At 38.0% G+C, this 18,442-nt stretch carries 22 protein-coding genes, 1 pseudogene and 1 riboswitch; of the genes and pseudogenes, 7 read left to right on the forward strand and 16 right to left on the reverse strand.

The features are described 5' to 3' along the window. The first annotated feature begins 40 nt into the window (after positions 1–40). Entirely contained in the window at positions 41–673 is a 633-nt protein-coding gene (locus KO561_RS13825; RefSeq protein WP_231093861.1) for a YczE/YyaS/YitT family protein, read from the forward strand. 46 nt (positions 674–719) lie between these two features. On the opposite strand, the gene KO561_RS13830 is transcribed toward KO561_RS13825, so the two are convergent. From KO561_RS13830 to KO561_RS13880, 11 genes and pseudogenes are all read right to left on the reverse strand, one after another. After that, the gene (locus KO561_RS13830; RefSeq protein WP_231093862.1) at positions 720–2,408 is read right to left on the reverse strand and encodes a methyl-accepting chemotaxis protein; all 1,689 of its coding nucleotides are present in this window, start codon (positions 2,406–2,408) and stop codon (positions 720–722) included. A 59-nt stretch (positions 2,409–2,467) separates the two neighbouring features. Next, complete coding sequence (locus KO561_RS13835) at positions 2,468–2,932, reverse strand: chemotaxis protein CheW (RefSeq protein WP_231093863.1); 465 nt, start codon at positions 2,930–2,932, stop codon at positions 2,468–2,470. A 272-nt stretch (positions 2,933–3,204) separates the two neighbouring features. Continuing rightward, on the reverse strand, positions 3,205–3,663 hold the full coding sequence (locus tag KO561_RS13840; protein ID WP_231093864.1) for a chemotaxis protein CheX: 459 nt from the start codon (positions 3,661–3,663) through the stop codon (positions 3,205–3,207). A gap of 118 nt (positions 3,664–3,781) precedes the next feature. After that, positions 3,782–3,869: riboswitch (cyclic di-GMP riboswitch) on the reverse strand. A gap of 307 nt (positions 3,870–4,176) precedes the next feature. Next, complete coding sequence (locus KO561_RS13845) at positions 4,177–5,133, reverse strand: siderophore ABC transporter substrate-binding protein (protein WP_231093865.1); 957 nt, start codon at positions 5,131–5,133, stop codon at positions 4,177–4,179. Positions 5,134–5,256: 123 nt separating this feature from the next. Beyond that, positions 5,257–6,015 (reverse strand): iron ABC transporter ATP-binding protein, encoded by a 759-nt coding sequence (locus tag KO561_RS13850; protein ID WP_231093866.1) that lies wholly within the window; start codon positions 6,013–6,015, stop codon positions 5,257–5,259. Further along, positions 6,009–6,956, reverse strand: a complete 948-nt coding sequence (locus KO561_RS13855) for an iron chelate uptake ABC transporter family permease subunit (protein WP_231093867.1) — start codon at positions 6,954–6,956, stop codon at positions 6,009–6,011. The genes KO561_RS13850 and KO561_RS13855 overlap by 7 nt, the downstream gene beginning before the upstream one ends. Next, the gene (locus tag KO561_RS13860; RefSeq protein ID WP_231093868.1) at positions 6,949–7,899 is read right to left on the reverse strand and encodes an ABC transporter permease; all 951 of its coding nucleotides are present in this window, start codon (positions 7,897–7,899) and stop codon (positions 6,949–6,951) included. Before KO561_RS13860 ends, KO561_RS13855 begins: the two co-directional genes overlap by 8 nt. 349 nt (positions 7,900–8,248) lie before the next feature. Further along, the gene (locus KO561_RS13865; protein ID WP_231093869.1) at positions 8,249–8,548 is read right to left on the reverse strand and encodes an iron-sulfur cluster assembly accessory protein; all 300 of its coding nucleotides are present in this window, start codon (positions 8,546–8,548) and stop codon (positions 8,249–8,251) included. A 56-nt stretch (positions 8,549–8,604) separates the two neighbouring features. After that, positions 8,605–8,909: pseudogene (locus KO561_RS13870) on the reverse strand (antibiotic biosynthesis monooxygenase). A gap of 149 nt (positions 8,910–9,058) precedes the next feature. Then, positions 9,059–9,313 carry an alpha/beta-type small acid-soluble spore protein gene (locus tag KO561_RS13875; RefSeq protein ID WP_231093870.1) on the reverse strand — a complete coding sequence of 85 codons (255 nt, stop codon included), beginning with the start codon at positions 9,311–9,313 and terminating at the stop codon, positions 9,059–9,061. 12 nt (positions 9,314–9,325) lie between these two features. Then, positions 9,326–9,541, reverse strand: coding sequence for a YozQ family protein (locus KO561_RS13880; RefSeq protein WP_231093871.1), 216 nt, complete (start codon positions 9,539–9,541; stop codon positions 9,326–9,328). Positions 9,542–9,685: 144 nt separating this feature from the next. On the opposite strand from KO561_RS13880, the gene KO561_RS13885 reads away from it, so the two are divergent. After that, a complete protein-coding gene (locus KO561_RS13885) occupies positions 9,686–10,828 on the forward strand; it encodes a conserved virulence factor C family protein (protein ID WP_231093872.1) in 1,143 nt (380 codons plus the stop codon). Positions 10,829–10,843: 15 nt separating this feature from the next. Beyond that, positions 10,844–11,272: a BrxA/BrxB family bacilliredoxin gene (locus KO561_RS13890; protein ID WP_231093873.1), complete on the forward strand. Its 429-nt coding sequence runs from the start codon at positions 10,844–10,846 to the stop codon at positions 11,270–11,272. A 43-nt stretch (positions 11,273–11,315) separates the two neighbouring features. Here KO561_RS13890 and KO561_RS13895 read toward each other — a convergent pair whose 3' ends face one another. Continuing rightward, positions 11,316–11,624: a hypothetical protein gene (locus KO561_RS13895; protein WP_231093874.1), complete on the reverse strand. Its 309-nt coding sequence runs from the start codon at positions 11,622–11,624 to the stop codon at positions 11,316–11,318. Between the two features lie 103 nt (positions 11,625–11,727). Further along, the gene (locus KO561_RS13900) at positions 11,728–11,907 is read right to left on the reverse strand and encodes a YfhD family protein (RefSeq protein ID WP_231093875.1); all 180 of its coding nucleotides are present in this window, start codon (positions 11,905–11,907) and stop codon (positions 11,728–11,730) included. A gap of 294 nt (positions 11,908–12,201) precedes the next feature. Between KO561_RS13900 and qoxA the strand changes: the two genes are divergently transcribed. Genes qoxA through qoxD form a run of 4 tightly spaced genes read left to right on the forward strand, consistent with a single transcriptional unit; the run spans position 12,202 to position 16,055 of the window. Next, the gene (gene qoxA / locus KO561_RS13905) at positions 12,202–13,209 is read left to right on the forward strand and encodes a cytochrome aa3 quinol oxidase subunit II (RefSeq protein ID WP_231093876.1); all 1,008 of its coding nucleotides are present in this window, start codon (positions 12,202–12,204) and stop codon (positions 13,207–13,209) included. Next, entirely contained in the window at positions 13,206–15,152 is a 1,947-nt protein-coding gene (gene qoxB, locus KO561_RS13910; protein ID WP_231093877.1) for a cytochrome aa3 quinol oxidase subunit I, read from the forward strand. Before qoxA ends, qoxB begins: the two co-directional genes overlap by 4 nt. Further along, complete coding sequence (qoxC, locus tag KO561_RS13915) at positions 15,149–15,754, forward strand: cytochrome aa3 quinol oxidase subunit III (RefSeq protein WP_231093878.1); 606 nt, start codon at positions 15,149–15,151, stop codon at positions 15,752–15,754. Before qoxB ends, qoxC begins: the two co-directional genes overlap by 4 nt. Position 15,755: 1 nt before the next feature. Next, the gene (qoxD, locus tag KO561_RS13920; RefSeq protein ID WP_231093879.1) at positions 15,756–16,055 is read left to right on the forward strand and encodes a cytochrome aa3 quinol oxidase subunit IV; all 300 of its coding nucleotides are present in this window, start codon (positions 15,756–15,758) and stop codon (positions 16,053–16,055) included. A gap of 44 nt (positions 16,056–16,099) precedes the next feature. On the opposite strand, the gene KO561_RS13925 is transcribed toward qoxD, so the two are convergent. From KO561_RS13925 to KO561_RS13935, 3 genes are read right to left on the reverse strand one after another with little or no spacing between them, the layout of a single operon-like run. Beyond that, positions 16,100–17,764, reverse strand: coding sequence for a sodium:solute symporter family protein (locus tag KO561_RS13925; RefSeq protein ID WP_231093880.1), 1,665 nt, complete (start codon positions 17,762–17,764; stop codon positions 16,100–16,102). An 18-nt stretch (positions 17,765–17,782) separates the two neighbouring features. After that, the gene (locus KO561_RS13930; RefSeq protein WP_231093881.1) at positions 17,783–18,085 is read right to left on the reverse strand and encodes a DUF4212 domain-containing protein; all 303 of its coding nucleotides are present in this window, start codon (positions 18,083–18,085) and stop codon (positions 17,783–17,785) included. Between the two features lie 35 nt (positions 18,086–18,120). After that, positions 18,121–18,306: a hypothetical protein gene (locus KO561_RS13935; protein WP_231093882.1), complete on the reverse strand. Its 186-nt coding sequence runs from the start codon at positions 18,304–18,306 to the stop codon at positions 18,121–18,123. Positions 18,307–18,442: the final 136 nt, after the last annotated feature.

Consider the following 18,442-nt stretch of genomic DNA (forward strand, 5'->3'; position numbering starts at 1 on the left):
TATAGTTAGCCACAGCTTGTGTAAAAAGGTCGTGACATCTATGTGGAATAAACTAAAAGAGAAACAGGTTCATTACTTTGTAATTGGGATTGCTATTCTAACATTAGGTATTACTCTATGTATTCAATCTACGTTAGGCACCTCACCCTTTGATGCTCTATTAGTCGGTCTTTATCGTACGATTGGACTCACGGTTGGAACGTGGGAAATTATAATTGGTTTTGTGATGATTCTTACGAATGCAATATTAATGAAGAATCGGCCTGAGTTTTTAGCACTCGTTACGTCCTTTGTTACTGGAGTTGGCATTGACAGTTGGCTCTGGATTTTTCGAGATTGGCTCATTCCAAGCACCTTATTAAGTCAGTTTATTTGTTTGTCGTTTGGAATTATCTTTACAGGCATAGGTGTTGCTACTTATCTACAATCAAAGCTAGCCCCCATTCCATTTGACCGTTCCATGCTCGTTGTATCCAAATTAACAGGTTGGAGTTTTGTGTACTCTAGAGGGATAATTAATATATTATTGGTAATTTTGGCCTTTTTCTTTCACGGTCCAATCGGAATTGGGACATTGCTAAATGCTTTAGTTACCGGAGTCATCATCAAAACCTTTTTTTCTTACATGGAAAAATTACACCTTCATAAGAAAGCAAAAAGAAGTATTGCTTAAATGTAAAAAGCGAGGAAGGGTATCACAACCTTCCTCGCTCGGTACATTATAATTTAAAACGTCTTAATAAATGGTTTAAGTCTTCTGCAAGTCGTGCTAGTTGATCCGAATTAGCTGCAATTTCTTCCATAGAACTGGTTGTTTGTTGAACAGAAGCCGACGTTTGTTCAATACCAGCAGCAGATTCTTCCGAAATAGCCGCAATATCTTCAATCGACTTATTCATCGTTTCACTGTTTTCCGCAATATTTGCAAGGTTTTCGGAAACTTCTAATATATTGTTAACCATTTCCACTACAGCAGAGTTAATATTTTCAAATGTTTGTCCAGTCGTACTAATTTGATTGGCACCATTCTCCACTTCTTTATATCCACCTTGTAGTGAATCTGTAACGACACTAGATTCTGTTTGGATACTATTAACGATACCTGTAATATCCGTAACAGATAAGGAAACTTGTTCTGCTAGTTTACGAACTTCATCTGCTACTACGGCAAATCCTTTTCCATGTTCTCCGGCCCTTGCTGCTTCAATCGCCGCATTTAGAGCAAGCAGATTCGTTTGGTCCGCAATATCTTTAATAACTCCAACAAGCTTAGAGATCTCTTGTGATTGTTGATCCAATCCTTTTACTTTTTCCACAGCATCTTGAACAATGCGATCAATTTTAGACATTTGTTCAATGGATGAAGCCATTAACTGGGATCCTTCTTCCGTTAGCTCCAACACTTGTTGAGAAGCAGCATGGACAGACTCTCCGCCTTGATTCGCTTGTTGAACTTTTCCAGAGAATGATGCCATGGAAGATGCAAGGTCACTTGTTGTATTCGCTTGTGTTTCTGCACCAGAGGAAAGTTCTTGCATCGTAGACGCTACTTGATTACTTCCTTCTTTCACTTCGTTAGCCGATTGCGTTAACTCTTCACTTTGTCCAGATACAGATTCGGAAACATTGTGAATTTCTCCGAGTAGCTCACGCATATTGTCGCTCATTTGATTCGTAGCTGTTACTAATTGACCAACTTCATCAACGGACTTTGTTCTTAATGGATCATTGCTAAGGTCACCTTGAGCAATCAAGTTCATTCGTTCCATAACCATTTTGATTGGACGAGTGATAATTCTTGCAGTGATAAAAGTGATAAGGATTGAAAGAATAACTACTACTGCAGCAATCAGTAAGTTAACCACTTTAACAAGATTTCCTGTTTCTATATTGCTTTTTCCAGTATCCTGAACAATTTTCGATCTATTAGAAGATAGCTCATTAAACCCTGCCATTATGTCACGGGCTTCTTGCTCTATATCACGTTTTAAAGTTGCCTTTGCAATTTCTTCCTGTCCATTACTATACGGTTCAAAAACCTTGCTGCGAACAGCTTTTTCCCAAGCTGCACTTCGTTCAATTAATTCCTTAGTCTTTTCCGAATCCGTAATTTCTAGTAATTTTGTTTCTAGAGCTACACTTTCTTTTGTATATTGGTCAAATTTATCCAAGTACTCCTGTTCCCCAAATAAGACATAACCTCGTGTTAGAGCAATACGTTGTGCCATGTTAAATGCAAGTTTTTCATCAATAATTAATAACTCTGTGTTATCATTCATTTTCGTAGTATTTTTACTTAATAAGTCAAATCCAGTATAAGTTAAAGCACTCATAATAATAATAGCTGCAACTATAATTCCAAACCCAAGCATTAACTTAGTTCTTAAACTTTTTATTTTTATTTTCATCAGCTAAAGCACCTCTATTCGATGTAATACAACCACTAGTTCATCCATTTTCTATTTATCTAGTTTTCTTCAACTGCTTGCTTTACTTCATTTAGTTCTTCAAAGCTCAAAACTCTTTCTAAATCAAGAAGTAGTAATAAACGATTTTCTAGCTTTGCAACACCTTTTAAGTACACGGAACTAACACCACCAGCAATATCAGGTGCAGGCTCGACCACACTCTCGTCAATATCAATTACATCTGTTGCTACATCGACAATCAGTCCGACCTGTACGTTATTCATACTTGCGATCAGGACACGTGTTTGATCTGTATAAGTAGCTTCCTCCATATGCAAGCGTTGCTTTAAATCTAGGATAGGTGTAATACTACCTCTTAGATTAATGACCCCTTTAATAAAATCAGGCGTCTGTGGAAGTTGAACCACGTCTTGCAATTTCTCGATAGATAACACTTGTTGTATGTCTGCGCCATATTCCTGATCATTCAATTGAAATACAATAAACTTAGAAAGCGTATCCATGAACATTCCTCCTTTAGAATCTTAAAATCTATTAGACGTTTTAGAAAAAATCTAAAACGTTTCTAACCATACATTTGTTTTGGGATGTTTTTTGAAAGAAATAGAGTGGTCATCCTTTGCAAAAAAGGATAAAGAATCATTCCACAACCTCGTTATTTGGGATGTACGAGGTTGCGGGAATCATAATGGGATGGGATAAAAAGAATGGATCTTTTAAATTGGCATTCCTACTCTATTACTATCGTCTAAATCGGAAAATAGTGAAGACCAAGTTAATTATTGAGTAGCAAATAGAGCTCCATTTTACCAATTGTTCCGTAATCTATAGTTACTAATAATGAATTATTAAATCCAGATAACTTTGTATCACCTTCCATAACTGTCGGATAGGTAATATCTGTTGTAATACCCTTACTCGCTATGGTAGTAGACAGACTTCCTGCAATCATATTTCCTAATTCACCAGAGAATGAAGAAAGCATTTCGCCTTCTAGCGGCATGCCAAACATCACTTCACCGATAGAACTAAAAATAGAAGGATCGGCCTTTAATAGGATTCTTCCTTTAATGTCACCTGTTATACCAATTAGTACACCAAATTTTACACTTAAGGTTGTGTCCGATTTTTGTGGACTCCCTACTTCATGTGGGATCGGAACAACCGTCTTTAAAGACTGGATTGTGCCGTTATATAGCTCTCTTACTACTTCATTTCTCGCTACAGCTGTCAAAACGAACACCCCTTTTAATTACAATCTTCAAGATAAATTCTCTCTTTTCTTTTATGAAATGGGAATAAAAAAACTATTTCACGAGGAAATAGCCAAATGCTCTGGAACTCCAGTGATATTTGGTAACCAGGCGATCATAGCTAACTTACAGCCTTAGACCCTAGGCTTTGCGTCCCATTCTTTCAAATGGTTTGCCTTTATCATTGTTAACTTGTCAGATTCTTGATGCATTCCTTACATGTATTATACGAGGCGTGTTTTCAAGATTCAACAAAAATCGATAAAAAGTGTCGAATTGTGCATTATTTTTTTATCCATCTCTTCCATAATAAGGGTAATGAAAAAAGAGTACTCACTTATATCCTAAGAAAAGTCATTTGACACAACTGATCCTTTTAAAAAAATGGAAACTCAGACTAGGTTGATTTCCGCTACGGGTAGCACTTTCGAAACAACAGCAACCCACTATCTAGTCTTGGCACAAAAAAACCAGCCCGTAGGCTGGTTTTCCTATTATTCAATAGCGCTAGAAACTTCTTTGATCATTTCAGAAACTGAGGTAATACCTCCACCACTTAAATACCAGAAATCTGGATTCAAATAAACAATCTGTTCTTCTTGTGCTGCAGTTGTACCATTAACCAATTCGTTATCTAATGTTTTTTCAGCAGAATATTCTCCACCTACTACTTTATTACGGTCTACAACAAATAAGAAATCAGGGTTTGTTTCTGCGATGTATTCAAACGACACGTTTTGACCGTGAGTGGAAACTTCAATTGTGTCATCAGCTGGAGCAAAGCCTAATGCATCATGTAAGAATCCAAATCTAGATCCAGGACCGTACGCACTTACTCCACCATCATTCGTTAAGATAATTAGTCCGTTTTGTCCCGTTGCTTCTGCTTTTTCTTTTGTTGCATTAATTTCATCCTTAATTGCTGTTAACTGCTCTTCTGCTTCCGCTTCCTTACCGAAGATTTCTCCTAGTAAGGTTACATTTGAGCTGAAGGAATCAACAAATTTAGCGCTATCAATACTCATCATAATAGTTGGTGCAAGCTCTTGAAGATCCTCATATGCTTCGGAAGTTCTTCCTGCAATGATAATTAAGTCTGGATCAATTTCGCTTAACTTTTCAAAATCTGGCTCAAATAAAGTACCTGCATTTTCATATTCATCAGATTCAAATTTTGATAGGAAATCAGGTAAGTTATCTTGTGGTACAGCTGTTACATCTACTCCAAGTGCATCTAATGTATCTAATGTACTGTAATCAAATACGACTACTTTTTCAGGATTAACAGGAACTTCTGTTTCCCCTAATTCATGCTTTACTGTTATTGTTTTTGCTTTTTCTTCACTAGCTTCTGCAGAGTTTTCATCAGAGCTAGTGGAAGTGTCGCTACCACATGCTGCTACAAATATAGATACTAGTAAAAGGAAGATAAGTGTTACTATCTTTTTCACTGAAAGTCACCTCTAATAATTTTTATTTTTATAAAAAAGTATCGTGTAGCACATCCAGCTTTAGCATATTTCTGGGCCCACTATGGCTGAATAAGTCACTAGCACTTTACTTCATTACCAAATTTAAGAAAAATACAAACAAATCTTACATTGATCAATATCCTGAATTTGAATATCCATATCATAGACATCCTTCAAAACTTTTCGATCAATAATTTCATCCTTACTTCCCATCTTAACTACTTTTCCGTCCTTCAATGCTACGATATTGTCGGAATATACGGATGCAAAATTCACATCATGAATAACGATAACGACTGTTTTCCCAAGTTCATCTACTAATCTTCTAAGCACCTTCATAATCTGCACGGAATGTCGCATATCCAAATTATTTAGTGGTTCATCTAATAAAATGTACTCTGTGTTTTGAGCGATAACCATTGCAATATAAGCCCTTTGCTGTTGACCACCACTTAGTTGGTCTAAAAACTTATTCTGGATGTCACGCAGCTCCATATAATCAATTGCTTCATCAATAAAGGCTTTGTCTTCTTTTGTTAATTTTCCCTGAGAATAAGGGAAACGGCCAAAACTCACAAGTTCTCTAATCGTTAATCGGATCCCTATATGATTGGATTGTTTCAAAATGGATATTTTTTTTGCTAACTCTTTACTTTTCGTTTTACTTACCTCTTGATTTTCAATGAGAATTTCCCCTTCATCTTGCGTGATAAGGCGACTAACCATCGACAATAGTGTACTTTTCCCCGCACCATTTGGACCGATAAACGATGTGATCTTTCCCTTTTCAATTTCTAAGGACACTTGATCGACAACATTCTTTGTTCCATACTTTTTGGATACTTCTTTTACAACTACCATGATTTATTCTCCTTTAACAAGAGGTATATGAAGTACACACCACCGACAAAATTGATAATGACACTTAAGGTGGTGGAAAACGTAAAGACTCTTTCTACAATCATTTGCCCGCCAATAAGAGCAACAATACTAATTAGTATAGAACCTATAATTAAGTACGTATGTTTATATGTTTTGAAAAATTCGTGAGCAATATTGGCAACTAGCAATCCAAGAAATGTGATTGGACCAACTAAAGCAGTTGAAACAGAAACGAGAACTGCAATAACAATTAGTAATCGTTTCACAACAAAATCATAATCTACTCCCAAATTAACTGCTTGTTCTTTCCCTAAGGAGAGTACATCTAAATATTTTAAATATCTCCAGGAATAAGCGGTCGCCGCTATGAAAATAATAATGCTGATTACTAATAAGTTTGTATGCATACTGTTAAAGCTTGCAAACATACTATTTTGGATAATTAGAAATTCATTCGGATCAATTAAGACTTGCATAAACTCAGAAATACTTTCAAAAAACGTACCGAATACAAGTCCAACTAATAGAAGGAAATAGATGTTCTGCTGCCTTTTAAATAAAATTTTGAAAAGAAGACTTGCAAAAAGCACCATTAATACAACACAAAGCAAGAAGTTCAAGTTTTCATTTAATACAATGGTACTTGTGGAACCAAATACAAAAATTATAAAGGTTTGGGTAAGTAGATACAGTCTATCTAACCCGATTACACTAGGAGTAAGAATCCGGTTATTCGTAATTGTTTGGAAAATAATTGTCGAGAACGCAATAACTGTTCCCGTAACAACCAGAGCAATTACCTTTTCTGATCGTCTCCCCAATATGTACTCCCAATTTGTGCCTAAGTCTACAAATAAATAGATACCGGTTAAAAGGAGAGCCAATCCAGTTAACACAATCAATTTAACTGAATTACTCATAAGCAGATCTCCTCATAATTAAATATAAGAATATACCGCTTCCAATAACTCCAACTGTTACCCCAATGGCTATTTCGTAAGGGTAGATAATGACTCGACCTAATACATCACAGAATAGGACGAACACAGCTCCCAATAAGGCGGTATGGGAAAGGCTCTTTTTTAAATGGTCGCCCTGATACATAGAGACGATATTTGGAATGATCAGACCTAGAAATGGAATCATTCCAACAGTTAGAATAACAACTGTTGAAGCTAAGGCAACAATGATTAACCCTATATTGACTACAAAGCGATGGTTTAGACCTAGGTTTGTTGCAAACTCTTCCCCCATGCCAGCTATTGTAAATCGGTTTGCATAGAAATACGTAAGAATAACCAAAGGAACACTGATATAAAGCATTTCATAACGTCCTTGGATAATTAACGCGAAGTTTCCTTGCAACCATGCTGACATGTTTTGGATTAAATCATTTTTATAAGCAAAGAACGTTGTAATCGAATAGACGATATTTCCAAACATCAACCCGACTAACGGTATAAAAATAGCATCCTTAAACTTCACCCGTTCTAATATACTCATAAAAATAAAGGTTCCCAAAAGGGAAAAAACGAATGCAACAGCCATCTTTTGCATTAAAGTAGCCGTTGGAAAAATCATAAGGGCTACTAAAATCCCAAAACGAGCAGAGTCCATTGTTCCTGCCGTAGTAGGCGAAACAAATTTGTTCCGACTCAATTGCTGCATGATTAGTCCACATATACTCATCGTTACTCCCGCAATAATAATGCTGATCAATCTAGGAATACGACTAATCCACAATACTTCTAACTGATCTTTGGACAAATGAAACAAATCCATCGGTGTCACGTCAGAAACCCCAATAAATACGGATGCAAAAGAAAAAACAAGTAGCGCAAGTACTAGATATCTTTTTTTCATAATAAACCCTTTTCTAGAAGTATAGGTTTTGCTTAACCAATAATGAAATTCATTATCAATTAGACAATTCTTATCTTATCAACTTATTCTCATTTGTCAACCTCTAACTGAGAATTAACCTAAAGAAAACTTGGCGAAGCCAAGCCTTCAGGCGCGGGCTAAGCCTTAGTTTAACTAAAAATTTCTTTTTTGTATGCGATGTAAATGTTCCCGTAGCTGTCCTTTGTGCACTTATACTTGAACTTTAAAATTTTACTTCGCCGGATTTCTTCTTGCTAAGTTTTTATTCTTTCGTAACATATAAAAAAACTCCAAGTTTTGGAGGGTAAATCCAAAACTTGGAGTCCTACTAATGATGATGATGCCCTTTTGAAGTATTGTTAATAACAAACCCTTCTTCTGGTACATAGAAATATTGGACCCAAACACCATCTAAAAAATCCTGTCTTTTATCTAATAAAACATCAATGTCTTTGTCGGTATGAACAATTTCATCGTGCTCGGTTGGTTCATCGAGCATGATATCGTAATGAGCATGGTCCCCATGCATTTCTGTTACATAAACTCGAACCATCTTTCCTTCTACCCCATCACTAGCCAACCATTCCTTTAAAACCTTTGCAGCATTTCGATTGATTTTACATTTCATGATTAGCCCTCCATCTTAATTCTATATCTCACAGTATTGCCAGTTTAGGATTGTTTCTACACGTGTATATTAGAAGGTCCTTTTACTGCCTTTCGTTCATACGTAGCATACTTGAAGTCTAGAATGAACTCTGGCTTTGGTTTGTCTATGTAGTTCTAGACGTGGCTCACTCTTCTCCCAATTCTTCCACGTTTCTTTAGATTCCCAGCGAATAAAAAGGGCGGCCTCTTCTTCTTTTTTCCATATGTTTTGACGTAGACAGGAAGGTTGATAAACCCTTCCGCTTCCTCAATTACACCTGGCTTTTGTATCGTTCGACTACTTAATCTGAAAACCCTAGTTTAACAACGATGGTTTTCATTTATAAAAACATGGCTCCACTCCCTTCTTTCTAGTTTCTGTCATTATAATTACAAATGAAAATCAATGTCAATTCATACAAAAGTGGAAGCACCAATTAAGCAAAATCTGTTCATTTGAAAAAAGAAAAGGGATCGTCTCCCTTTTCTTTTATCTCTTTTCGTTTAATTGTTGCTGTGCCATTCGGATCATTTCTTTTACCATACTTCCCCCGATTTGGCCACCAACTTTTCCAGCATCCTTTGCCTTTATATTCCCATTGTATCCTTTTTCTAGCTCGACTCCTTGCTCCCTCGCTACTTCGTATTTTGTTTGATCTGCACGTTGTGTATTGGTCACTCGCTCTTTAAGGCGATCCAATCCCTCTCTAGCCTCTGGGACTAAAATTTTGTTTCTTCTTGCCATTTTATTAGCCTCCTAATATCCTTTTCTCGGGATATCTCTTCCTTGGCCGTTTTCTAACGTCTTATTCTGCTTAACGTTATCAATTTTCCCATCGATTGTACCTTCTGTTAAAGTATCAGAAGCTTGCTCATGGGTCATGGCCAATCCTTGTTCCGTTTCATTATTGCTTGTATATTGCTCAGGCTGGTATATTTTACGTGCCACTTCTCTTGATTCTTTATTTGGCATGTACATTCACTCCTTCCTTATCTTTTAGGATTTACGATGGAAGGAAAATTATGATTTCCGCTTATCGGTAAACGCATAAATGGATATCATGGACAGCTTTTGATAAAATCACCAATAAGAAGGCTAAAAAGGGGGAACATTGGAATGAAGATTGTTTCGATAGAACCAACACCTAGTCCCCATTCCATGAAAATCAACATAAACGAAACATTACCTGATGGACAAAGTGCCAACTATAAATCTGGAGACCATGTAGAAACAGCACCTAACATTATTCAACAGCTATTGAAAATTGAAGGGGTGAAAGGGCTCTATCACGTCGCGGACTTCCTTGCCTTGGAACGCCATCCAAAAGTAGCATGGGAATCCATTCTTCCTGAAGTTAGAAGCGTATTCGGTCAAACGGAAGAAGTTACTTCTACTCAAGCTTCCTCGGTTACGGATGAAGAGGATCCATATAAAGAAATAAAAGTCTTTCTGCAAATGTATCGAGATATCCCGATTCAGATTAAGCTACAAGAAGGGGAAGAAGAACATAGAGTTGGGCTACCTAGCGAATTTATGGACGCAGTCATGAAGGCTTCCGCAGATTCTCCATCATTTGTAATGGAACGTAAATGGGTAGAACAGAGTACTCGTTATGGCACCGTGGATGAGATTGGAAAAGAAGTAAAAGAAGAAATCCTGGCAAGCTACGATGTGGAGAGATTGGAAAAACTCGTCCATCTGGCTTTGGAATCGGAATCCATAGAGGAAACGAAACCAACTGAAACTGTATCTAGCTTATTAAACGCATTTTATAGTAAAGATTGGAAAGTACGGTATGCCGCATTAGATAAAATGGATCCCACTTTTGAAACAATACCAGTCCTCGAAAAAGCTCTGCAAGATGAAAAAGCCTCCATTCGAAGACTTGCTACAGCTTATCTTGGAATGATAGAGGAGCCTGAAGTGCTTCCCTATTTATTTATTGCGTTAAAGGATAAAGCTGTTACGGTAAGAAGGACCGCTGGTGATTGCCTATCCGATTTAGGTTTTAAAGAAGCAATGCCCAATGTGATCGAATCGTTAAAGGATTCTAATCGTCTCGTGCGTTGGAGAGCTGCGATGTTTCTATTTGAACTAGGAGACGAAACTGCGCTTAAAGCGTTAAAAGAAGCTGCTGATGATCCAGAATTCGAGGTACGAATGCAGATTAAGTTGGCCATCGAACGCATTGAAGGTGGAGAAGAAGCAAAAGGGTCTGTTTGGCATCAAATGACACAAGCAACAAAAAATAATCAATAGAAATGGGGTAATTTTATGCATCCTTATGAACAATATATGAAAGAAGTATCTCAACCGATGAGAGATGAATTAACGAATGCAGGCTTTTCAGAATTAACAACGCCTGAAGCAGTTGACACTTTTATGGGGGAAACGAAAGGAACCTCCCTAGTGGTCGTGAATTCTGTTTGTGGCTGTGCAGCAGGATTAGCACGACCTGCCATCCGCGAATCATTATCTAATGAGAAAAAACCAGAACATCTCGTAACTGTTTTTGCTGGACAAGATCGAGAAGCGACCGCAAGAATGCGTGACTACTTTGAAGGGATTGAACCCTCCTCTCCATCCGTAGCTCTCTTGAAGGATGGGCAAGTCGTACATTTTGTTCCAAGAGAAAATATTGAAGACCATGATATCGAAGAGATTGTTTCTAATCTTACAAAAGCATATAAAGAATATTGCTAACACACAGAAAAGGATGGCTATAATCATGCCATCCTTTTTTCTGTCAGGAAGAAAAAACTTCTGGATATGTAGTCAAGAAATAAGGAAGCAATTCATTCCTCTCTGCCTGTAAGTGTGGACATATCTGCTGGCCAAGTGGTGCCGGGAACACTCTTTTTCCACAAAGCTGACATGTTTCCTTTGTTCGGAAAATATGCTTTATGTTAATGGCAATATAATCTGTATTTTTTCCTACTAACATCTGATAATGTTGCTCATTGATCTCAAATCGTATGTTATATCCACTAAATTCTGCTGCTTTGGTTACGACTACTTGTCTAATATCCAAGTTCTGTACAATTGTTTCCCCCAACTCTACCAACTCCTTTATTGATTACTTCTATTTTAATGGGAACGGACAAAGTATCCTAACAAAAAGAGCCAAAGGAAGAAACTCCCTTGGCTCTTATAATACGTTATTTTTTGTGTGCTCTAGAATCAGCAGCTTTGGAACGAGCTTGCGCTTCCATATCTTCGTTATCTGCAAATTCTTTAGAGAATTCTACATCGATGCCATCTGTGGTTTTTTCGTACTTTGGCGTTTGGGCAAGCTTGTGTCTACTCTTGCTTTTGTTATTGTGATCATCTCTTCCCATTCAAGAACACCTCTTTTCCTTTTTTCAAGCTTAGATTTTCCGCACTGTACCTTTTTCATTCTTAGAAAAATGTGTCTCTTTTCATTGATTCCTTAAAGGAAAAAAATAGATAAGATACCGGTTACTACTACAATTGTGTCTTTTCTTTGACTAAAAAGCGGACGTTTCATGAACTCTTTTTGACAAGGCTGTGAAGGTGGGTTTTCCGTTCGTTATCAGGTGGTATTATGTCAAAGGAACACAGAAATTATTATTAAGATTACTTTGAAGAGCAAGTAGAAGGGAGTCCAGAACATGAGATTTCTTAAATATATAATCCCTCTCGTTCTGTTATTGGCAGTTCTTACTGGATGTGAAACAAATTTGGTGGTCCTTGATCCACAAGGTCCTGTCGCAGCTAAACAAGCAGACTTAATTATCTTCTCCATGATATTAATGGCTGTTGTTGTAGTCGTGGTATTTGCCCTATTTGGATTCATCGTATGGAAATACCGAGAAAAACCAGAAAACATGGATAAGGAGCCTGAAGAAGAGGAAGGCAGTAAAGCACTAGAGATAACTTGGTTTATCATCCCTGTTATTATTGTTACGATCCTTTCCGTCCCTACAGTTATGGCTACTTATGAATTAGAAGAAATCCCAGAAGCTTATGATCATAAAGAGCCTTTGGTTGTCCATGTAACTTCTGCAGACTGGAAATGGATCTTTAGTTATCCGGAGCAAGGAATCGAAACAGTGAACTACTTAAATATTCCAGCAGATACTCCAGTCTTATTTAAACTGACCTCTACAGGTACTATGCAATCCTTTTGGGTACCAGCATTGGGTGGTCAAAAATATACGATGGCCAACATGCAAACAAAGCTTTATTTAGTAGCAGATAATCCAGGAACCTATCTTGGAAGAAACACAAACTTCAACGGAAAAGGTTATGCACACATGGACTTCGAAGTCGAGGCCCAAACAAGTGAAGACTTTAACAAGTGGGTTCAAGAAATAAAAGAAACAGCTCCAGATTTAACAAAAGAGAAATATGTACAAATCGTACAACCGGGTCAAGTTGGAAGAATGACATTTAACGAAACACACTTACAATGGTTCCAACACGCTGACCATCATTCAGAGCTTCTAACAGACCCAGAAGATTACGAAATTAATCACGATGGTTCTTCCGAAGAACATCAAGAAGAAGCAGAAAAAGAAGAAGAACCACATAATATGGAGGAAGAACATGGTGACCACAATATGGAACATATCCATAACCATGGTTCCTCAGATGAACAAGGAGGCGAATCAGAATGAGTCTAGATAAACTTTTAGTAGACGGTGGACCACTAATTATTGGCTCCCAAATTGCGATTGGCCTAACAATAGTTTCCATTCTTTTCTTAATTACGTACCTGAAAAAGTGGAAGTACCTATGGAAAGAATGGTTTACGACAGTAGACCATAAAAGAATAGGTATTATGTATATTTTAGCTGGTGTTGTCATGTTCTTCCGTGGTGGTGTGGATGGCTTATTAATGAAAGCCCAAACGTCACGCCCGAACATGGAGTTATTAGATGCACAGCACTATGATGAGATTTTTACCACACACGGCGTTATTATGATTCTTTTCATGGCAATGCCGATGTTAATTGGGATTATGAACGTGGTTATTCCTCTACAAATTGGAGCACGTGACGTTGCATTTCCCAAACTGAACGCATTAAGCTTTTGGTTATTCTTTGCTGGTGCGATGTTATTTAACGTTTCCTTCGTAGTTGGAGGATCACCAGACGCTGGTTGGACTTCTTATTTTCCATTAGCCGGTAAAGAATTCACACCTGGCGTAGGAAATAACTATTATGCGATTGCCCTACAAATTGCAGGTATTGGTACGTTAGCAACAGGGATTAACTTTATCGTAACGATTTTGAAAATGCGTGCACCGGGAATGAAGTTAATGAAAATGCCGATGTTTACATGGACTTCTTTTATTACATCCATCATCATCGTTGCTGCATTCCCTATTTTCACCGTAGCACTTGCATTTATGACATTAGATCGTTTATTCGGTACCCATTTCTTCACAGTCGCAGCAGGTGGAGATCCAATGCTTTGGCTCAACCTATTTTGGCTTTGGGGTCATCCTGAGGTTTATATTGTTGTTTTACCTGCTTTTGGTATGTTTTCCGAAGTTATTGCTACATTCGCAAGAAAGAATCTTTATGGGTATAAATCCATGGTACTCTCCATTGTAGGAATTGCCTTTTTAAGTATGCTCGTGTGGGTTCACCACTTCTACACAATGGGATCTGGACCTGCCGTTAACTCTGTTTTCTCGATAACGACCATGATGATTGCCATTCCTACTGGAGTCAAGATCTTCAACTGGTTGTTCACGATGAGAAAAGGACGCATTAAGTTTACCAATGCGATGCTTTGGTCATTAGCATTCATTCCTTGCTTTACGATTGGTGGGGTAACAGGTGTTATGCTAGCAATGGCCGCAGCCGATTACCAATATCATAATACAATGTTTCTAGTGGCACACTTCCACTACGTATTAATTCCTGGTGTGGTATTCGCCGTATTTGCTGGCCTTTACTACTGGTGGCCAAAAATGTTTGGCTTCTGCCTAAATGAAAAAATAGGGAAATGGCATTTCTGGCTATTCGTTATTGGATTTAACATGACATTCATGCCGATGTTCTTTGTTGGACTAAAAGGAATGTCCCGCCGTATGTACACATACTCAGAGGGACTAGGTTGGGAAGGTCTACTAGGCTTCTCGGCAGTAGGATCTCTAGTATTAGCAGCAGGTTTTGCTGCACTATGCTACAACATCTATTGGAGCTTCCGATATGCACCAAGAAATGTCGGAAACGACCCATGGGATGCTCGTACTCTAGAATGGGCAACCGCATCTCCTGCACCACATTATAACTTTGCGAAAACACCAGAAGTATCATCTCTTGATGAGTACTGGGTGATGAAAAAAGAAGGCAGAACAGATTTGAAGAAAGAAGAAATTACAGATATTCATATGCCTAGTAATGCGTGGTCACCATTCTTTATGTGTGTCGCATTTGGAGTCGTTGGCTTCTTCTTAGTATTTGAATGGTTTACACTTGCCGCAATCTCAGCTGTCGCCATTGTTATCGGGCTTATTGCCAATTCATTTGATTATGATGAAGGCTATCATGTTTCCGCGGAAGAAGTAGAAGAAGCGGAACGTAAATGGAGAGGTGAACTGAAATGAGTACACATACTCAATCAACCGGACCATTAGAATATCGTGGATTACAAAATCAAATGAATATATTAGGGTTTTGGATTTTTCTTGGAGCAGAGATCGTTCTCTTCTCCACCCTATTCGCTTCTTATTTTGTTTTAGAAATGAATACAGCAGGCGGACCGACTCAAGCAGAATTATTCAAAATCAAAGATGTTATGATCGAAACTATGCTTCTTTTAACTAGTAGCTTCACATCCGGTTTGGCTATTCACCAAATGCGTGAAGGCAAACTTAAAGGATTAATTAGTTGGATGATTGTTACGTTACTACTTGGTCTTGGCTTTGTTTATATGGAGGTTACTGAATTTATCCATTATGTCCATGAAGGAGCAACGATTCAAACAAGTGCATTTCTATCTGCATTCTTTACTTTACTTGGAACACATGGATTGCACGTATCTCTAGGAATTGGTTGGATTACACTTATTCTTATTCAACTAGCTCGCAGAGGACTAACACCTGTAACAGCAAGAAAGACGTTTATTGCTAGTCTTTATTGGCACTTCTTAGATGTTGTTTGGATTTTCATCTTTACATTCGTCTATCTGAAAGGGATGGTGATGTAAGATGGCGAAAGAGCATAAAAATTCATTCTGGAATCATGTAGTAGGGTTTGTGTTATCCATTGTCTTAACGTTTGTTGCAGCTGGTGTTGCACTTAAAACAGACTTTTCCTATACAGTTATCATGTGGATTATAGGAGCCCTCGCTATTTTACAAGCAGGAATTCAGTTATTTATGTTCATGCACATCACGGAGAAATCCGGAACGATTAACATTATTAATATTGTTTATAGTGTATTTCTTGCTTTGGTCATCGTGTTTGGATCTATTTGGATCCTTACATCTGGTCACGCAGCACATTAAAAATAAAAGCATGGGATCCTAGAATCCCATGCTTTTTCTATTCCTTATCCTTCGGTTCCATCCTTTATCCAAACTTCTCCATCTTTATACGTCATTTCTTCTGGATAGCGTAAGTCGATGACTTCATCCTGAACCTTTTGCGTCGGTTCTTTAGTTAATAAAGAGACTACAATATTAGCAATAATCGCTGCAGTTGCACCAAATACACCGGCACCTGTATCTACAATCCCTAATATCGTAAAGCCACCATATTTAGCGGCAAAGATATAGGCTAACGAAACGGAAAGTCCCGTTACCATCCCTGCAATAACCCCAGGACCATTGGAGCGTTTCCACCAGACCCCTAACAGTAAGGCTGGGAAGAAGGTTCCAGATGCTAGTGCAAATGCCCACGCTACAATTTGTGTGATTGCTCCAGGTGGATTTAAGGCAACTAGACCTGCTACCACCGTTGCAATGACAATCGACCAACGTCCAACTGCCAAACGTCTTGCTTCACTTGCATTCGGGTTTATCGAGCGATAGTAAATATCATGAGACAGTGCTGCTGAAATCGAAATCATAAGTCCACCAGCTGTTGATAAAGCTGCGGCCATTGCACCGGCTGCCATTAAACCGATTACAAATATTCCTAAATTGGCGATTTCTGGCGTCGCCATAACTACAATATCTTTACTTATGACAATCTCTGCCCATTGCAAAACTCCATCTCCATTTTGATCAGCAACCGATAATTGTCCTGTATCTACCCATGCTGTGGTCCATGCAGGAAGATTGTTTATTGCAGAACCTGCTACTTGGTCCATTAAAATAAAACGAGAAAAAGCAGCATATGCAGGAGCGGACAAATACAGTAGACCGATGAAAAGCAATGCCCAAGCTCCACTCCATCTTGCAGCTTTCATCGTTGCGACTGTATAAAAACGAACAATAACGTGCGGCAGACCTGCTGTACCTGCCATTAACGTAAACATGAGTGCTAGGAATTGCCATTTTGTCGCCTCCGTAAACGGTACGACATATTCTGTTATACCAAGCTGTTGATCCAGCTCCTGTAGCTCCCCTACAATTTGACCGTAAGATAACCATGGCATCGGGTTACTCGTTAACTGTAAAGACATAAAGATAACAGGAATTAGGTACGCAATGATAAGAACGAGATATTGAGCGACCTGAGTCCAAGTAATCCCCTTCATACCACCCAGAGCTGAATAGAAGGCAATAAGTACAACACCAACCATAGTACCAATCGCAACATCTACTTCTAATAAACGTCCGATTACAACCCCTGACCCTGATAATTGGCCAATGGAGTAGGTGAAGCTAATGATGATGGTAGCGACAGCAGCAATTAATCGGGCTGCATTGCTTTGATAACGATCCCCAATAAATTCAGGAACTGTATAACGACCATACTTACGTAGCTGAGGAGCAAGCAAGAACGTAAGGAGTAAATAACCACCTGTCCATCCCATAATATAGGCTAATCCGTCATAGCCCATGATCATAATCGTTCCGGCCATCCCTATAAAGGAAGCAGCACTCATCCAGTCAGCTCCAATCGCCATTCCGTTGAAGACAGCTGGTACACTTCTTCCTGCTACGTAAAAATCAGATGTTTGCTTGGCTTTATTAAATAAGGCTATACCTATGTATAGACCAAATGTTGCTAATATTAGTCCGAAAGACACTAAAAACTGTGAATCCATTAAGTACTCCTCCTCACCCTATTGATCTAAAGTTTTCCCACTTGATATACTCGTTTTCTCTTCGGTTCTAATGCCAAATTTCTGATCGATTTTATCACTAACGAAAGCGTTTACAAAAAGAAGAATGATAAATGTCAGTACCGCTCCTTGGGCTCCCATGTAGTAATGCAGTGGGAAACCGTTAAACGTAATAGAAGATAAGTCCCTTGCAAAAAACACAACCAAATAAGACACACAAACACCTACTGCTAAATAAATAATGATTAATGTCGTTCTCAGTTTAAAGTAATCATCTGCAACTTTTTTCTCTACTTTTTTCATGTTTTTAACTCCTCCTTTATCCCTTACTTTCTTTCTCACCCTCGAATATCAAAGATAAATCGAACGGTTTCCATAAAAGGCAATGGTACCATCATAATTTTGATGAGCATAAACAATAGAATGGAACCAAATGGCACAAAGAAATAAAGAACTTTTTTCCTTTTAATCCCGAAGAACACGGATAAAACCGTTATAAAGCCCATCAATATGACCCATATCATTCATTCACCTCCCTTTTGAAAGCGTTATCACAGAAGAACTTTAAACACTCCCTATAAAGGGAGTGAATTAAAAGAATATATGCAATTTTTAGATTATTATACAACCAGTGGTAATGTCAACCTTATATGTGAGTAA

Origin of the sequence: Radiobacillus kanasensis, from assembly GCF_021049245.1 — a bacterium.
GTDB classification, from domain to species: domain Bacteria; phylum Bacillota; class Bacilli; order Bacillales; family Amphibacillaceae; genus Radiobacillus; species Radiobacillus kanasensis.

Bases quoted from the DNA above. Each gene is read 5' to 3' on its own strand.
- KO561_RS13825 (WP_231093861.1), top strand. From the start codon at position 41: ATGTGGAATAAACTAAAAGAGAAACAGGTTCATTACTTTGTAATTGGG.
- KO561_RS13830 (WP_231093862.1), bottom strand. From the start codon at position 2,408: ATGAAAATAAAAATAAAAAGTTTAAGAACTAAGTTAATGCTTGGGTTT.
- KO561_RS13835 (WP_231093863.1), bottom strand. From the start codon at position 2,932: ATGGATACGCTTTCTAAGTTTATTGTATTTCAATTGAATGATCAGGAA.
- KO561_RS13850 (WP_231093866.1), bottom strand. From the start codon at position 6,015: ATGGTAGTTGTAAAAGAAGTATCCAAAAAGTATGGAACAAAGAATGTT.
- KO561_RS13855 (WP_231093867.1), bottom strand. From the start codon at position 6,956: ATGAGTAATTCAGTTAAATTGATTGTGTTAACTGGATTGGCTCTCCTT.
- KO561_RS13860 (WP_231093868.1), bottom strand. From the start codon at position 7,899: ATGAAAAAAAGATATCTAGTACTTGCGCTACTTGTTTTTTCTTTTGCA.
- KO561_RS13865 (WP_231093869.1), bottom strand. From the start codon at position 8,548: ATGAAATGTAAAATCAATCGAAATGCTGCAAAGGTTTTAAAGGAATGG.
- KO561_RS13875 (WP_231093870.1), bottom strand. From the start codon at position 9,313: ATGGCAAGAAGAAACAAAATTTTAGTCCCAGAGGCTAGAGAGGGATTG.
- KO561_RS13880 (WP_231093871.1), bottom strand. From the start codon at position 9,541: ATGCCAAATAAAGAATCAAGAGAAGTGGCACGTAAAATATACCAGCCT.
- KO561_RS13885 (WP_231093872.1), top strand. From the start codon at position 9,686: ATGAAGATTGTTTCGATAGAACCAACACCTAGTCCCCATTCCATGAAA.
- KO561_RS13890 (WP_231093873.1), top strand. From the start codon at position 10,844: ATGCATCCTTATGAACAATATATGAAAGAAGTATCTCAACCGATGAGA.
- KO561_RS13900 (WP_231093875.1), bottom strand. From the start codon at position 11,907: ATGGGAAGAGATGATCACAATAACAAAAGCAAGAGTAGACACAAGCTT.
- qoxA (WP_231093876.1), top strand. From the start codon at position 12,202: ATGAGATTTCTTAAATATATAATCCCTCTCGTTCTGTTATTGGCAGTT.
- qoxB (WP_231093877.1), top strand. From the start codon at position 13,206: ATGAGTCTAGATAAACTTTTAGTAGACGGTGGACCACTAATTATTGGC.
- qoxC (WP_231093878.1), top strand. From the start codon at position 15,149: ATGAGTACACATACTCAATCAACCGGACCATTAGAATATCGTGGATTA.
- qoxD (WP_231093879.1), top strand. From the start codon at position 15,756: ATGGCGAAAGAGCATAAAAATTCATTCTGGAATCATGTAGTAGGGTTT.
- KO561_RS13925 (WP_231093880.1), bottom strand. From the start codon at position 17,764: ATGGATTCACAGTTTTTAGTGTCTTTCGGACTAATATTAGCAACATTT.
- KO561_RS13930 (WP_231093881.1), bottom strand. From the start codon at position 18,085: ATGAAAAAAGTAGAGAAAAAAGTTGCAGATGATTACTTTAAACTGAGA.
- KO561_RS13935 (WP_231093882.1), bottom strand. From the start codon at position 18,306: ATGATATGGGTCATATTGATGGGCTTTATAACGGTTTTATCCGTGTTC.